Consider the following 14,925-nt stretch of genomic DNA (forward strand, 5'->3'; position numbering starts at 1 on the left):
CGCGAACCGCCATAAAGTGGTCCGGATTATAGGCATATTCTGTTTTGGTTGCCACGCATGGCCTTGGAGGCCGTCAGCTGTCCCGGTAAGCCGGGTCCTGTTGACGCAGCAGGTCGAGCCGCGCCAGGGTGTCCTGACGGTAGAACGCTTTCAGTTGTTCGTAGACGGCCGGGTAACTGCCGTGCAGCAGGTCGGGCGCGCTGAAGAAGTATTCGCTGGTCACGGCGAAGAACTCGGCCGGGTCTTCGGCGGCATATGGGTCGATGGCGGGTTCGGCCTCGGGGTTATGGTCCAGTTGCCGGTTGAGATCATCGAACGCGCTTTGCATGACGCGGGCCCACTCGGTTACCTGCATGTCGCTGTGCAGCGGCGGCAGGCCATTGGCGTCGCCGTTGAGCATGTCGAGCTTGTGCGCCAGTTCATGGATCACCAGGTTGTAGCCATCCCAGCCGCCGCTGCTCAATACGCCGGGCCAGGCCAGAATCACTGGGCCCTGCAGCCAGGCTTCGCCGCTGTGCTCACCATCCCACTCGTGTTCGACGCCGCTGGCATCGCGATGGCGCTGCGGGCTGACGAAGTCGTCGGGGTACAACACGATTTCATGAAAACCCTGATACCAGTTCAGTTCGCCGAGGTTCAGCAGCGGCAGCTGCGCCTGGGCGGCGAGAAACAGCCGCTGTTCGTCATCCAGATCAACGCCCGGCAGCGCGCTGAGGTGTTTGTCATGCAGAAACAGCACGCAGGCGTCACGCAGTTGCGCGTGCTGCCCGTTGCCCAGGCCATCGAGGATCGGCAGACGTGCGCAGACGTTCTGCCATAGCTCTTCAGCAACCGGGTGTCGGGCCAGCGTGCGCTGCCTGCGCCAGTGGCTGAATGACCACATGATTCAGCGCGCGTCGACCGGACGCGCGGTGCGGCTGCGCACCACGCCAATGACCATCGGCACCAGCGACAGCAGGATGATTGCCAGTACCAGAAAGGTCAGGTTGTGCTTGATGAATGGCACGTTGCCGAAGAAGAAGCCCAGTGTCACCAGGCTGCCGACCCACAGCACCGAGCCCAGCACGCTGAAGCCCACGAAGCGTGGATAGGACATTCTGCCGACGCCCGCGACGAAGGGCGCGAAGGTGCGGATAATCGGCAGGAAGCGCGCCAGCGTGACGGTCTTGCCGCCGTGGCGTGCGTAGAAATTCTGGGTGCGCAGCAGGTAGTCGCGGCGGAAGATTCGCGATGACGAATTGCTGAACAGTTTTTCGCCGACCGTGCGGCCAATCACGTAGTTGGTGCTGTCGCCCAGAATCGCTGCGAGCATCAGCAACCCGGCCAGCAGGACCGGGTCCATGCCGCCGCCAGCAGCCACGGCGCCAGCGATGAACAGCAGCGAGTCGCCCGGCAGGAAGGGCATGATCACCAGTCCGGTCTCGCAGAAAATCACCAGAAACAGAATCGCATAGACCCATGTACCGTAGTTGGTCACCAACAGGTCAAGGTAAACGTCGAGATGCAGAATAAGGTCGAGCGGGTTGAATTCCATTAAGGCACCTGAGGCGAGAACCCTGTCCGGGGTCGCATGCGGAAGAAACGACTGCGCGGCATTATAGAAGCAGAATGCGCAGAAGGGGTTTTGGAATAAACGGCGGGGTTGAATGGGAGGGCGCAGTACAGTCTTGGGGAGGGAAGAGCGGGCCGCAATATTCATCCGGGCTTATGCCGCAAGCCGGGAGGGTTAGGCGAATCTGCCCGGCGGCTGTGAACGGCATAAGCCAGTGTGGTGCCTAGTGTGGCGCGGCAGGGCCGTCGAGCAGGAAGTTGCCGATGGGTTTGTCTGAATGATCGCCAGCGCCGTCTGATTCCAGAGTCTGCAGTTCAGCCTCGTCTTTCAGGTTGACCCCGGAAATCTGCCGCCTGCAGGCCTCGCGCATCAGGTACAGCAGCCGATGAGCGGCCATGCCGTAGCTCAAGCCTTCCAGGCGAACATTGGAAATACAGTTGCGGTGCGCATCGTTCAGCCCGACCTTCGGCGCATAGGTGAAGTACAGGCCCAGACTGTCGGGGGAGCTGAGACCGGGGCGCTCGCCGATCAGAATGACCACCATCTTCGCACCGAGCAGTTCACCGACCTCATCGGCCACGGCGACGCGGCCCTGCTCGACCATGATCACTGGCGACAGCGACCAGCCCTCGGCGCTGGCCTGTTCTTCCAGGCGAATGAGGAAAGGCACCGCATGCCGATGCACCGCCAGGGCGGACAGACCGTCGGCGACGACTATTGCCAGATCGAGACCGCCCGGATGAGCCGCGGCGTAGTCGCGCAACGTCTGCGCTGATTCGTCATTCAGGCGACGGCCCAGGTCCGGGCGCTGCAGGTAGCTGTCCCGGTCGGCGGCGGCGCTGTGCAGCAACAGGGTTTCACGGCCTTTTTCGGTCAGTTGTGCGCTGATCGCGGCATGGTCGAAGGCCAGATGCACTGCATCGCGTGCCTGCGCATGGGCGGCTTGAAAGTCCAGCTGCGCAGAGGTCGGCAGGCTGGTACCGGTACGCCCCAGCGCGATGCGCGCAGGGGGCAGGCGGCGCAGTTCCAGCCATGGATTGGCGGGGACGGCGCTGTCTTGTAGTTCGTTCATCGGCTCGTCACTCATGCTAGATGCGCCAGCGCCTGACGGAAGGCCGGCGGCAGGCTGTCGCCGAAGCGCACACGGCCGTCGGCCTGGGTGAAGATGCCCATTTTTTCCAGCCAGGCTTCGTATTCCGGCGCAGGACGCAGGCCCAGGCTTTGTCTGGCGTACAGCGCGTCGTGGAACGAGGTGGTCTGGTAGTTGAGCATGATGTCGTCGGAACCGGGGATGCCCATGATGAAGTTGATCCCCGCGACGCCCAGCAGGGTCAGCAGGGTGTCCATATCGTCCTGATCGGCCTCTGCGTGGTTGGTGTAGCAGATGTCACAGCCCATCGGCACGCCGAGCAGCTTGCCGCAGAAGTGATCCTCCAGACCGGCGCGGATGATCTGTTTGCCGTTGTACAGGTACTCGGGGCCGATGAAACCGACCACGGTGTTGACCAGAAACGGGTTGAAATGCCGGGCGACGGCGTAGGCGCGGGTCTCGCAGGTCTGCTGGTCGACGCCATGGTGGGCGTTGGCCGACAGCGCGCTGCCTTGCCCGGTCTCGAAATACATCAGGTTCTGCCCGAGGGTGCCGCGGTTCAGGCTCAGGCCCGCTTCATAGCCTTCCTGCAACAGCTTGAGGCTGATGCCGAAGCTGGCGTTGGCGGCTTCAGTGCCGGTGATCGACTGAAACACCAGGTCGACCGGCACGCCACGGTTGATCACTTCAATGGAGGTGGTGACGTGGGTCAGTACGCAGGACTGGGTCGGTATTTCATAGCGCTGAACAATGGCGTCGAGCATTTCCAGCAGGGCGACGATGGACGAGGTGCTGTCGGTGGCCGGGTTGATGCCGATCATGGCATCGCCGTTGCCGTACAGCAGGCCGTCGAGCACGCTGGCGGCAATGCCGGATGGGTCGTCGGTGGGGTGATTGGGTTGCAGGCGTGTCGACAGCCGGCCGCGCAGGCCCATGGTGTTACGGAAGCGCGTCACCACCCGGATTTTCTGCGCCACCAGCACCAGATCCTGCACGCGCATGATCTTTGAAACGGCGGCAGCCATTTCCGGGGTCAGGCCGGGGCCCAGTGCGCGCAGACTGGTTTCGTCAGCCTTGTCGCTGAGCAGCCAGTCGCGAAAGCCGCCGACTGTCAGATGACTGACCGGAGCGAACGCCAGTTTGTCGTGGGTATCAATGATCAGCCGGGTGACTTCGTCCTGTTCATAGGGAATCAGGGCTTCTTCAAGAAAGTGCTTGAGCGGAATATTCGCCAGCGCCGTTTGCGCGGCGACCCGTTCGCCGTCGTTCTGCGCAGCGACTTCGGCCAGGTAATCACCGGAGCGCGCAGGACTGGCCTTGGCCATGACTTCTTTGAGGCTGTCGAAGCGGTACGTCTGCGCACCGACAGAATGGGAAAAGCTCGCCATACAGATTCTCCATGACGTCGCGCTGTTCGCGTCGGACGTGGTCTTTCGGTCGAACCAGTGACGTCCCGGTTCAAACGACTATGGGAAGCAACGTAAGCAATTAATACTCCATCCCGACCGGGAGTGCGAGTTTGCAGGCGTAAACGGATTAGTCCAGGGCAGGATACATCACGCCGCAGCGTTAAGCCGGGGCGTGATGCACAGGGTTGGTGCGTGATGTGTTTTTTGTTACCGCGCAATAGGGCTCGGTGCTATACACAAGTCCGCTTTTGATTCTGGCCGAAGGCCGTGGGAGCGAACTTGTTCGCGAAAGGGCCAGTACATTCTCCAGGAAGGTATAGTCCGAACTACCGTCTTCGCGGACAAGCGAAGCGTCGCCCGGTCCGCTCCTACAGGGGCGTGTTCCAACCTGAGCAGCGGACCTGAATACCTAGAAGAAACCCAGCGGGTTGGTGTCGTAGCTCACCAGCAGGTTTTTGGTCTGCTGATAATGCTCAAGCGCGATTTTGTGGGTTTCGCGGCCGACGCCGGATTTCTTGTAGCCACCGAACGCGGCGTGTGCCGGGTACAGGTGGTAGCAGTTGGTCCACACGCGTCCGGCCTTGATCGCCCGGCCCACGCGGTAGGCGCGGTTGATGTCGCGGGTCCACAGGCCTGCGCCCAGGCCGAACTCGGTATCGTTGGCGATGGCCACGGCTTCGGCTTCGTCCTTGAAGGTCGTGACGCTGACCACCGGGCCGAAGATCTCTTCCTGGAACACGCGCATTTTGTTATTGCCTTTGAGCAGCGTCGGCTGGATGTAGTAGCCGGTGGACAGGCTGCCCTCCAGCTTCTCCACTTTACCGCCGGTCAACAGTTCGGCGCCTTCGCCCTTGGCGATGTCCAGGTACGAAAGAATCTTGTCGAATTGTTGCTCGGATGCCTGGGCGCCGACCATGGTGTCTGTGTCCAGCGGGTCGCCGCGTTTGATCTTCTCGACCTTGCGCAGCACCGCTTCCATGAACTGTGGATAGATCGACTCCTGCACCAGCGCGCGGGACGGGCAGGTGCAGACTTCGCCCTGATTGAAGAACGCCATGACCAGGCCTTCAGCGGCCTTGTCGATGAACTCCGGCTCGGCGCTCATGATGTCTTCGAAGAAGATGTTCGGTGACTTGCCGCCCAGTTCCACGGTGGACGGGATGATGTTGTCCGCCGCCAGTTTCATGATGTGCGAGCCGACCGGTGTCGAGCCGGTGAAGGCAATCTTGGCGATACGTTTGCTGCTGGCCAGCGCTTCACCCGCCTCGCGGCCATAACCCTGCACGATGTTCAGCACGCCGGGAGGCAGCAGGTCGCCGATCAGTTCGATCAGCACGCTGATGCCCAGCGGCGTCTGCTCGGCAGGTTTGAGCACGATGCAATTACCGGCCGCCAGCGCAGGGGCGAGTTTCCAGGCCGCCATCAGGAGCGGGAAGTTCCACGGGATGATCTGCCCGACCACGCCCAGCGGCTCATGAATGTGATAGGCCACGGTATTGCCGTCGATTTCGGCGGCGCTGCCTTCCTGCGCGCGCAGCACGCCGGCGAAGTAGCGGAAATGGTCGGCGGCCAGCGGGATATCGGCGTTGAGGGTTTCGCGGATCGCTTTGCCGTTGTCCCAGGTTTCGGTGATGGCCAGGACTTCCAGATTGGCTTCGATGCGATCGGCAATCTTCAGCAGGACCAGCGAGCGGGCCTGTACCGAGGTCGAGCCCCAGGCTGCAGCGGCGGCGTGCGCAGCGTCGAGTGCCTTGTCGATGTCTTCGGCGGTGGAGCGCGGAAATTCTGCGATGGCCTTGCCGGTGACCGGCGAGGTGTTGGTGAAGTACTGGCCTTTGACCGGCGCGACGAACTCGCCACCGATGTAGTTACCGTAGCGTTCCTTGAAGTTGACGATGGCGCCTTCGGTACCGGGATGAGCGTAACGCATGGTATGTCTCCTGGTTCTTGTTGTGAGGGAGTCTGTGTCGATTCTGCTTTCGGGTATCTGGCAACGAGCGTTCAAGAATAGGCCATTTGCATTCGGCCGTGGCTAGGACTTTAGGCTTATCTGCCGGGCATTGAAATGGGGCGTACGCGCAAGACGACGGACAAACTCAGGGTGCCATTTCACCGTCCCTACGTTAACCTGCGCAGATGTTCTGAGAGGTTGGTCATGCATATTCATATCCTTGGTATCTGCGGCACGTTCATGGGGTCTCTGGCGGTGCTCGCCAAAGCGTTGGGGCACCGGGTCACGGGCTCCGACGCCAACGTCTATCCACCGATGAGCACCCAGTTGCAGGCGCAGGGCATCGAGCTGACCCAAGGCTATGATCCCGTGCAACTGATCCCCGCGCCGGACCTGGTAGTGGTCGGCAACGCGCTGTCGCGTGGCAACCCGGCGGTTGAATATGTGCTCAACACAGGTTTGCCGTATGTGTCTGGCCCGCAGTGGCTGGCGGACCATGTGCTGCAAGGCCGCTGGGTACTGGCCGTGGCCGGCACGCACGGCAAGACCACCACCAGCAGCATGCTGGCCTGGGTGCTGGAACACGCGGGCATGAGCCCCGGCTTCCTGATCGGTGGCATCCCGCAGAACTTCGCCGTGTCGGCACGTCTGGGCGAGACCCCGTTCTTTGTGGTCGAGGCCGATGAATACGACAGCGCGTTCTTCGACAAACGCTCCAAGTTCGTCCACTACCGTCCGCGGACAGCGATTCTCAACAATCTTGAGTTCGATCATGCCGACATCTTCCCCGACCTGCCGGCCATCGAACGTCAGTTTCACCATCTGGTGCGTACCATTCCGAGCGAAGGCCTGGTGATCCATCCGACGACCGAGCCGGCGTTGTCGCGGGTCATCGAGATGGGCTGCTGGACGCCGGTACAGACCACGGGCCAGAACGGTCAGTGGCAGGCACGGCTGTTGAGCGAAGACGGCTCGCGCTTTGAAGTGCTGTTCGAAGGCGAACTTCAGGGCGCCGTCGACTGGGACATGACCGGTCAGCACAACGTGGCCAACGCCCTGGCGACACTGGCAGCCGCTCGCCATGTGGGCGTCGTGCCGTTGCTGGGGGTGCAGGCGCTCAGTGCGTTCAAGAGCGTCAAGCGGCGCATGGAAAAGGTCGCCGACGTGCGCGGCATCACTATTTATGATGACTTCGCCCATCACCCCACGGCTATCGCCACCACACTGGACGGCCTGCGCAAGAAGGTCGGTGATGCGTCGATCATTGCGGTCGTCGAGCCGCGCTCCAACTCGATGAAGCTTGGCGCGCATCGCGACGGCCTGCGGGAAAGCGTGGGTCAGGCGGATCAGGTGGTCTGGTATGCGCCCCCCAATCTGGGCTGGGATCTGGCGGCAACAGTCGCGGGAGGCACTGTGCCTGCGTTGGTCTGTGATTCCCTTGAGGCAATCATCGCCCAGGTCAAAAGCCAGGCGCAGCCCGGTACGCACATCGTGATCATGAGCAACGGCGGCTTTGGCGGCCTGCATGGCAAGCTGGCGGAGGCGCTTAAATGAGCGGCCCGGAGCGCGTTACGGTTGCCATGACCGGCGCTTCCGGCGCGCCATATGGCCTGCGCCTGCTGGATTGTCTGGTGCGTGAGGACCGGGAGGTACATTTCCTGATCTCCAAGGCGGCGCAACTGGTGATGGCCACCGAGACCGACGTACGCCTGCCGCCCAAGGCGATGATGATGCAGGCGTTTCTGACGGAGTACACCGGTGCGTCTGCCGGGCAGATTCGTGTCTATGGGCGCGATGACTGGATGTCGCCAGTGGCCTCCGGCTCGGGTGCGCCGAGCGCGATGGTGGTGGTGCCGTGTTCCACCGGTTCGCTGTCGGCGATCGCCACCGGGGCCTGCAACAACCTGATCGAGCGCGCCGCTGACGTGACGCTGAAGGAGCGACGCCAGTTGATTCTGGTGCCGCGCGAAGCGCCGTATTCCAGCATTCATCTGGAACACATGCTCAAGCTGTCGAACATGGGTGCAGTGATTTTGCCGGCGTCTCCCGGCTTTTATCACCAGCCGCAGACCATCGACGACCTGGTGGACTTTGTCGTTGCGCGGATCCTCAATCTGCTGAATATCCCTCAGGACATGCTGCCGCGCTGGGGCGAACACCATATTGGCAGCGATGAATAAGCTGCTGCTGGTCGCGCTTGCGCTGGCGCTGACCGGCTGCGCAACGGCACGCACGCTCAATGCGGCCAAACCGGGCGCGCCGGTGGTGTATGCCGGTACGCGCTTGAATATGTATGCGCTGCAGGGTGGTTGCTGTGCCGCCGACCGATTCGGTGCACAAGCTCCCAGCTACCCTGGCCTTGACCTGCCGGGCAGTGCGCTGCTCGACACCCTGCTGCTGCCACTGTCATTGCTGACGGCCGCGGGACTGGGGGTTCAGGCTACGGGCGGGCTTTAATGTGACGCAGATCATTCCCATGCGGAGCTGATCGTTATATACAAATCTGCTTTTGATTCTGGCCGCAGGCCGTAGGAGCAAGCCGGGCGACGCATCGCTTGTTCGCGAAAGGGGCGGTATGATCGCCGAAAATGTACCGTCTGAAACATCGCATTCGCGAACAAGCGAAGCGTCGCCCGGTTCGCTCCTACGGCCTCCGGCCAGAATCAAAATCGGACTTGTGTTTAAAGATGAGCGCGGAGCGTGGGGACGATCATCGCTGAGCCTCGGCGAACCTACTTGCCCAGCTTGCGCAGCTCATCCGATTCGACGATCCGTTCGCCGTTCTGCTCTTCCAGCGCCAGCCGCCACAGGGCGCGGGCCAGGTGGCAGGCTTCGATGGCGCCGTATTTGCCGGGGATCAGTTTGGCGATAGGTGCCGCCAGTTGCTCGACCCAACGGGTTTCAGGACGGCTGCCCACCAGCAGGGAAGGGCGGGCGATGGTCAGTTGCGGCCAGCCCTGGGCACGAAGCGCCTGTTCCATTTCGCCTTTGACGCGGTTGTAGAAGGTGCTGGACTGCGGATCTGCGCCGACTGCGCTGATCACCAGCAAATGGCGAGCGCCGAGCTCGCGGGCGCGGCTGGCGAACGCTGTGACCATGTCCAGATCGACCGCCTTGAAGGCGTCCTGCGAGCCCGCCTGTTTGATCGTGGTGCCCAGGCAGCAGAATGCGATGTCCACCCGGCCAGACAGCGTTGGCAGCAGCGTCGCCAGCTCGCCGACCGGATTTTCCAGGTGCGAGTGTTCGGCCAGCGGCTTGCGCGTCGGTGCCAGCACGCGGGTGACGGTCGGCTCGCTGAGCAGCCGGTCCAGCAAATGCTCGCCTGTAAGGCCCGTGGCTCCTGCGAGCAGGATGTGTTGCGGCGTCAGGTACATATCGTTCTCCTTGATACTGCTAAGCCTAGCGGCTAGTCGAAGTCTTCGCTTCCGTGCGGTTCAACGCCGTGCTCAACGCGCGTTCGGCCTGGCTCTTGCGCAACTGCTGCCAGCGCGCCAGGACTCCTTTGGGTGCCCATATCTGCGGTTCGGAGGCCTCGAAGTTGTCTTCGGTCTCACGTTGCGCAACATAGGCCTTCGCTTCGTTGAAAGCGTGTTGCAGGTCATCGGTTTCGACCAATGCCCTGGCAAATAGTGCATCGCCAAAATAAGTGAAGTCGGCCTCTTCCGAGCAGCCGAACGAGACGCGGTCGGCGCGCTAGGCGGTCATGATCAGCGTGCGTTCATCTTTCAGGTCGGGAATGAAGCCGCCGGAATAACAGGCTGAAATCACCACAACCTTGTCACGATTCTTCAGTGGCGCGAGGGCCGCGGCCAATGCGTCGGCGGGCAGGTCTGCCAGCGACAGGCGCGGCTGGTCGAGCACCAGTTCATGATCCTGAGTGCCGTGGCTGGTCAGATAAATGAACACCAGGTCTTCCGGGCCGGTGCGCTGGGCGAGTGTCTGCACTGCGCGGGTGATGGTTTCACGCGTCGCCATCGGCCGGTCATCCATGTGATCGCGATGATTGACCAGGCTGACTTGCCCGACGGCACCGAAGCGCGACTTGAGCAGATTGCTCACGTAGTCCGCTTCGCGCATGAACACGCTCTGCTTGCCGTCGCCACCTATGACCAGCGTGTACAGCTCGGTGGCCGGTGTCGACGCCGGCACTGCTGCCAGTGCCTTGTCCAGCAGCGAACCCTGGACCAGCAGCCCGGCTTCGAGTGGGTCCGGGAGCAATTTGCCTTTGGCATCACGGATTCGCTCGCCGTTGGCCCAGATGCCGCGCTGCTCCTTGCCATCCGGAGAAATCAGCACGCCATCGCCCTGGTAGGTGTCATCGGCGAACTGGCCGATGTAGCGGCTGCCATCGGCCAACAGCAACTGGCCCTGACCCATGAAGCGCCAGTTGTCGAAATCACCCTGGTAGCGGCTGCCGTCAGAGCCGATCAACTCGCCTTTGCCGGTCAGCGCGCCTTCCTTGAACTCACCGCTCCAGACGTCACCGTCGCTGTTTTCATAGCGCCCCTTGCCGTCCAGCTGGCCGTTGCGGAAATTGCCGACGTATTGATCGCCTTCAGCACTGGTGAAGCTGCCGGTGCCCTGCAATTGACCGTCGATGAAGTTGCCACTGTACTGGTTGCCACTGGCGTCACTCCGCGACCCCTCGCCGTTGGCCTTGCCATTGGCGAACATGCCTTGATGCTGGCTGCCGTCTTCCAGTTCCAGGCGACCGGGGCCGTCGTATACACCGGCCTTGAACTGGCCACGATAAAGCACGCCCTTGTCTTTCTGGGTGCCTTCACCGTCCCGCATGCCAAGTTTGAAGCTGCCGACATAACTCGCGCCAGCGCGGGTGGTCAGTCGGCCCTGGCCATTGAACAGACCTTGCTCGAAGCCGCCCTTGTAGACGTCGCCATTGCTGGCGTGCCATTCGCCCTGACCCTGCCGCAGGCCGTTTTCGAACTGACCTGCGAACCAGCTGCCGTTGGGGTAATCGATGCGGCCCTGGCCCTGCAGGACGCCGTTGACCAGATCGCCCCGGTAGCGTCCGCCGTCGGGCAGGCGACCGTCGGGTGGCAAAATTGATTCGCCATCACCGCAGCCTGCGATCAAGAGTGTCAAAGCCAATGGAGCGAGCGCGCGCATGTGAGATCCCGGAAGAATGATTCAGGGGCGAGCCCGGCTCCGCTTGAGCAGATGTTAGGGGGCACGACCGCAGGGGAGTATGCCGCAGCGAGTCAACGGGATGAAACAGTCTGTTACGACTGTTTCATGTTTTAAACGCTTTATACGAAACACAACGTTAAAGGTTCGGCCACAAAAGCGGGTTTTTCCTGACCTTCGATCTCCAGCGTGGCCGTTGCCTTGAGCAACCACTGGCCGGGTTTTTTCTCGCTCACGTCGGTCAGCTGGACCTTGAGACGCACCCGCGAGTTGACCGTCACCGGTTGAACGAAGCGCACACTGTCCATCCCGTAATTGACCGCCATCTTCAAGCCTTCGGGCAGTACCATGATGCCCTCCATGAGCTTGGGAATCAGCGACAACGACAGGAAGCCATGTGCGATGGTCGCGCCGAACGGCGTCTGCGCCGCTTTGACCGGGTCGACATGGATGAACTGGAAATCCCCTGTGGCGTCGGCGAACAGGTTGATACGCTGCTGGTCGATAGTCAGCCAGTCTGAATAGCCTGCGTCCTTGCCGATGTACTGCCTGAGTTCTGTGACGGGTACAGAAGGCATACTGCTCTCCTTGTCTGATGAGGGTGTACTGAACGGCCACTGCCCGCAGCAGCCAATGCGTGCAGGCGAATCACCAGATCAGCAGAGGGGAGCTGGCCGGTCAAGCAACTGCAGCAATGCGAATACCCACTCATGACCTCTGGCGCAGCGTGTTTATAATGACGCCGATCGTTCGCCGGGTTCGTTTATCTGCTGGAGTCTTCATGCTGTTAAGGGGTTTGACATGGCTGGTGCTGTTCCAACTGCTGGGGACCGCGCTCAACCACCTGTTTCTGTCGATTTTGCCAGGGCCGATCATCGGCCTTGTGCTGCTTATGGCGTATTTGATGTGGCGCGGTGAAGTCAGCGAGCCGATCAGCATGGCGGCCAGCAGTCTGCTGCGCTATCTGCCGTTGCTGCTGGTGCCGCCTGCGGTCGGGGTGATGGTGTACGCGTCGGCCATTGCCGAAGACTTCTGGGCGATCTTTGGCACCCTGACCCTGTCGCTGATGATTTCCGTGGTCTTTGTCGGCTGGCTGATGCAGTCATTGATCAAGCGTCAGGCCCAGCGCCGGGAGTTGCCATGAGTCTTGACTGGCACGGTGCATGGCTGTCGGTGATTCATCACCCGCTTTTCGGCATCGCGATCACCCTGAGTGCCTACCAATTGGCGATGGCCGCCTATGAAAGAACCCGCTGGCTGTTTCTGCAGCCTGTGCTGGTCTCGATGGTGGTGGTGATCGGGATCGTGCTGTTCTGCGACCTTGAATACACCGAGTACCGCAAAAGCACCGAGATTCTGGGCACGCTGCTGGGGCCTGCAACCGTTGCGCTGGCGGTCCCGCTCTATTTGAATATGCGACGGATCCGCCAGTTGTTCTGGCCGGTCTTGACTACGCTGGTAATCGGCGGGGTGTTTGCCACCGGTTTGTGCGTGGGGTTCGGGGTGCTGTTCGGTGCCGACCACATGATTCTGATGACCATGGCGCCCAAATCAGTGACATCGCCCATCGCCATGCTGGTCGCCGAGCAGATCGGCGGGGTTGCCGCCCTGGCGGCTGTTTTTGTGTTGATTACTGGCGTATTCGGTGCCATTTTCGGCCCCGGTCTGCTGTCACTGATCGGGGTGGACAATCCTGCTGCCCGAGGCATGGCGCTGGGGCTTACCGCGCATGCGGTAGGCACATCCGTGGCATTGCAGGAGGGGGAAGAAACGGGGGCTTTTGCTGCGTTGGCAATGAGTCTGATGGGCGTTGCGACGGCGTTGTTCCTGCCGCTGGCAATGTCGCTGGCCATTTAAAAGGAGGCTTTTCTATGACGCTGCCATTGTTTCCGCTGAATGCTGTGCTGTTTCCAGGGTGCGTGCTTGATCTGCAGCTGTTTGAAGCCCGTTACCTGGACATGATCGGCCGCTGCATGAAGCAGGGGGAAGGGTTCGGTGTGGTGTGTATCACCGAGGGAAGTGAAGTTGGCTCCGCGCCGGACGGCCATTCGTTGATCGGCTGCGAAGCGCTGGTCATGGATTTTCAGCAGCAGGAGAACGGCTTGCTGGGCATTCGTGTGGTCGGGGGGCGTCGCTTCCGGGTTGTCGCCACTGAGGTTCAGCGCGATCAACTGCTGGTGGCCGAGGTCGAGTGGCTTGAAGAGCCCGTGGAGCGCCCGCTGCAGGAGGAAGACGCCGACCTTGTGGCCCTGCTCGAAGCGCTGGCCGAGCATCCAATGGTGGCTTCCTTGAACATGGGTGTGTCTGCCGGTGGGCAATACGCCTTGTCCAACCAGCTTGCCTATCTGCTGCCGTTCACCGAAAAAGACAAAGTGGAACTGCTGGAAATCGACGACCCCGAAGAGCGTCTCGACGCGATTCAGGAATTGCTCGATGAAATGCAGGGCGATCTGCAGGCCTGAGCCCGGATCGCGCTGTTCATTGCGCAGGGTAGCAGAGCGTCTGGAACGCCATGCCGACGCAGAGCATCGGCACGTCTGTCGCGGTTAGCTCGGTGGATACTGCTCCAGAATTTTCGCCACCGTGGTGCGCATGGCCTGATCGCGTTCGGACGGGCTGCCGGCGTTGTCATTGAGGATGCGCTCGGTGCTGCCACGCCAGACCAGCTTGCCGTCCTTGCCGTCGAACATATCGATCTGCACGGTGCCGACCTTGTAGTCGACGCTGCGGGTTTCGGTGTTCATCGGCCCGTTCCAGTAGCCATAACCGCCCCAGGGGCTCCAGCCCCCGCCATAGTTGGTGCTGACCGTCTGCTGACGGTTTTCGACGATCAGCCAAGCCTGCACTTTCAAATCAGCCCGGGCGCCGGCTGCGGCCATGCGTAATCCACGCTGGTCCAGTTGCTCGCCGATCGACTGGCGAAGGCGCTGCTCGGTCAGGTCGCTCTTGAGCCGTGGATCATTGTCGGGCTGATACTGAACGGCGGGCTCCTTCCAGCTCCAGCTGCGATAGCCGCCGAAATCCCGCCGGGCATCGAAGTCGCGATTGATCGAGTTGCTCTGACAGGCCGTCAGCAACATGGCACAGGTCAGCAGAACGATACGGCGAAACATGGCAGTTCTCCGAAAGGGTTACGAAGGCGGGTAGGCCGCCAGAGCCTGTTGCACGGCCTGCCGCAATGCACTGCTGCGGTCGGCCAGATTGTTGCTGGCGCGCGCATCGGCACTGGCGCTCCATACCGGCTGGCCACTGCGCGCGTCAATCAGGTTGATCTGCACCACCATGACCTTTTCCTGATAGGTGCGCACCACCGGCACACTGGCGTAGCCGCCATAACCGGGCCGGTAGCCATCGTAGCGGCCATAGCCCATGCCGCCCCCGTAGTAGGGATCGTAATCTTCACGCACCTGGCGCAGCCGCGTTTCCTGCCGGGTCGTGGCAGCGACGTACAGGTCGGCCGGCTGATTGCCGCGAGCCGGTCGCAAGCCACGCTGGTCCAGGCCGTTGCTCACGGCTTCGACCACCTGCGCCGAATCCACCCATGCGGTACCGGGCGGCAGCTGACCATTGAGCCAGCCCCAGGACCGATAACGCCCATAGTCACGCGGCGGCGCAGGGTAGGCGCTCATGTCCAGCGTTCTTGCCGCCTGCGCGGGGGCGGGAGGCATGGGCAGAGAACTGGCGACATACGGGTTGTCGCTCTGGCAGGCGCTGATCCCGAGCAGAGCGGTTCCCAGCAGCACGGCAAACAAGGCAGAACGGTGTTTCATGGTGGGCT

General features: G+C 61.8%; 15 protein-coding genes and 1 pseudogene. 6 read left to right on the forward strand and 10 right to left on the reverse strand.

Going from position 1 to position 14,925, the window contains the following annotated elements; translation table 11 throughout:
* Positions 1 to 73: 73 nt before the first annotated feature.
* From KUIN1_RS03405 to exaC, 5 genes are all read right to left on the reverse strand, one after another.
* Positions 74 to 883 carry a zinc-dependent peptidase gene (locus tag KUIN1_RS03405; RefSeq protein WP_116886427.1) on the reverse strand — a complete coding sequence of 270 codons (810 nt, stop codon included), beginning with the start codon at positions 881 to 883 and terminating at the stop codon, positions 74 to 76.
* A 3-nt stretch (positions 884 to 886) separates the two neighbouring features.
* Complete coding sequence (locus KUIN1_RS03410; RefSeq protein ID WP_116886426.1) at positions 887 to 1,534, reverse strand: DedA family protein; 648 nt, start codon at positions 1,532 to 1,534, stop codon at positions 887 to 889.
* A 241-nt stretch (positions 1,535 to 1,775) separates the two neighbouring features.
* Entirely contained in the window at positions 1,776 to 2,639 is an 864-nt protein-coding gene (gene eutC / locus KUIN1_RS03415) for an ethanolamine ammonia-lyase subunit EutC (protein ID WP_152091826.1), read from the reverse strand.
* Complete coding sequence (locus KUIN1_RS03420) at positions 2,636 to 4,030, reverse strand: ethanolamine ammonia-lyase subunit EutB (RefSeq protein WP_152091827.1); 1,395 nt, start codon at positions 4,028 to 4,030, stop codon at positions 2,636 to 2,638. Before KUIN1_RS03420 ends, eutC begins: the two co-directional genes overlap by 4 nt.
* Positions 4,031 to 4,460: 430 nt before the next feature.
* Positions 4,461 to 5,981, reverse strand: a complete 1,521-nt coding sequence (gene exaC / locus KUIN1_RS03425; RefSeq protein ID WP_058822289.1) for an acetaldehyde dehydrogenase ExaC — start codon at positions 5,979 to 5,981, stop codon at positions 4,461 to 4,463.
* A gap of 225 nt (positions 5,982 to 6,206) precedes the next feature.
* Here exaC and mpl point away from each other — a divergent pair, with 225 nt between their 5' ends.
* From mpl to KUIN1_RS03445, 3 genes are read left to right on the forward strand one after another with little or no spacing between them, the layout of a single operon-like run.
* A complete protein-coding gene (mpl, locus tag KUIN1_RS03435) occupies positions 6,207 to 7,556 on the forward strand; it encodes a UDP-N-acetylmuramate:L-alanyl-gamma-D-glutamyl-meso-diaminopimelate ligase (RefSeq protein ID WP_116886425.1) in 1,350 nt (449 codons plus the stop codon).
* Positions 7,553 to 8,182: a flavin prenyltransferase UbiX gene (gene ubiX / locus KUIN1_RS03440; RefSeq protein ID WP_003393457.1), complete on the forward strand. Its 630-nt coding sequence runs from the start codon at positions 7,553 to 7,555 to the stop codon at positions 8,180 to 8,182. The genes mpl and ubiX overlap by 4 nt, the downstream gene beginning before the upstream one ends.
* A complete protein-coding gene (locus KUIN1_RS03445) occupies positions 8,175 to 8,459 on the forward strand; it encodes a YceK/YidQ family lipoprotein (protein WP_024638259.1) in 285 nt (94 codons plus the stop codon). Before ubiX ends, KUIN1_RS03445 begins: the two co-directional genes overlap by 8 nt.
* Before the next feature lie 275 nt (positions 8,460 to 8,734).
* Here the strand turns inward: KUIN1_RS03445 and KUIN1_RS03450 are convergent, their stop codons facing one another.
* The 3 genes and pseudogenes from KUIN1_RS03450 to KUIN1_RS03460 form a co-directional block, all read right to left on the reverse strand.
* Positions 8,735 to 9,376 carry an NAD(P)H-binding protein gene (locus KUIN1_RS03450; protein WP_011266528.1) on the reverse strand — a complete coding sequence of 214 codons (642 nt, stop codon included), beginning with the start codon at positions 9,374 to 9,376 and terminating at the stop codon, positions 8,735 to 8,737.
* A gap of 25 nt (positions 9,377 to 9,401) precedes the next feature.
* Positions 9,402 to 11,129, reverse strand: a pseudogene (locus KUIN1_RS03455) (C13 family peptidase).
* A gap of 140 nt (positions 11,130 to 11,269) precedes the next feature.
* Positions 11,270 to 11,725 (reverse strand): MaoC family dehydratase, encoded by a 456-nt coding sequence (locus KUIN1_RS03460; protein WP_011266530.1) that lies wholly within the window; start codon positions 11,723 to 11,725, stop codon positions 11,270 to 11,272.
* 203 nt (positions 11,726 to 11,928) lie between these two features.
* On the opposite strand from KUIN1_RS03460, the gene KUIN1_RS03465 reads away from it, so the two are divergent.
* Genes KUIN1_RS03465 through KUIN1_RS03475 form a run of 3 tightly spaced genes read left to right on the forward strand, consistent with a single transcriptional unit; the run spans position 11,929 to position 13,609 of the window.
* Positions 11,929 to 12,291 carry a CidA/LrgA family protein gene (locus KUIN1_RS03465; protein ID WP_004407954.1) on the forward strand — a complete coding sequence of 121 codons (363 nt, stop codon included), beginning with the start codon at positions 11,929 to 11,931 and terminating at the stop codon, positions 12,289 to 12,291.
* Positions 12,288 to 13,004 (forward strand): LrgB family protein, encoded by a 717-nt coding sequence (locus KUIN1_RS03470; RefSeq protein ID WP_011266531.1) that lies wholly within the window; start codon positions 12,288 to 12,290, stop codon positions 13,002 to 13,004. Before KUIN1_RS03465 ends, KUIN1_RS03470 begins: the two co-directional genes overlap by 4 nt.
* Before the next feature lie 14 nt (positions 13,005 to 13,018).
* Positions 13,019 to 13,609 (forward strand): LON peptidase substrate-binding domain-containing protein, encoded by a 591-nt coding sequence (locus tag KUIN1_RS03475; RefSeq protein WP_004407958.1) that lies wholly within the window; start codon positions 13,019 to 13,021, stop codon positions 13,607 to 13,609.
* 84 nt (positions 13,610 to 13,693) lie between these two features.
* On the opposite strand, the gene KUIN1_RS03480 is transcribed toward KUIN1_RS03475, so the two are convergent.
* Positions 13,694 to 14,260, reverse strand: a complete 567-nt coding sequence (locus KUIN1_RS03480) for a DUF4136 domain-containing protein (protein WP_152091828.1) — start codon at positions 14,258 to 14,260, stop codon at positions 13,694 to 13,696.
* Positions 14,261 to 14,278: 18 nt separating this feature from the next.
* On the reverse strand, positions 14,279 to 14,917 hold the full coding sequence (locus tag KUIN1_RS03485) for a DUF4136 domain-containing protein (RefSeq protein ID WP_011266533.1): 639 nt from the start codon (positions 14,915 to 14,917) through the stop codon (positions 14,279 to 14,281).
* Between the last annotated feature and the right edge of the window lie 8 nt (positions 14,918 to 14,925).

The organism is Pseudomonas sp. KUIN-1 (assembly GCF_009176725.1).
Lineage (GTDB): Bacteria > Pseudomonadota > Gammaproteobacteria > Pseudomonadales > Pseudomonadaceae > Aquipseudomonas > Aquipseudomonas fragariae.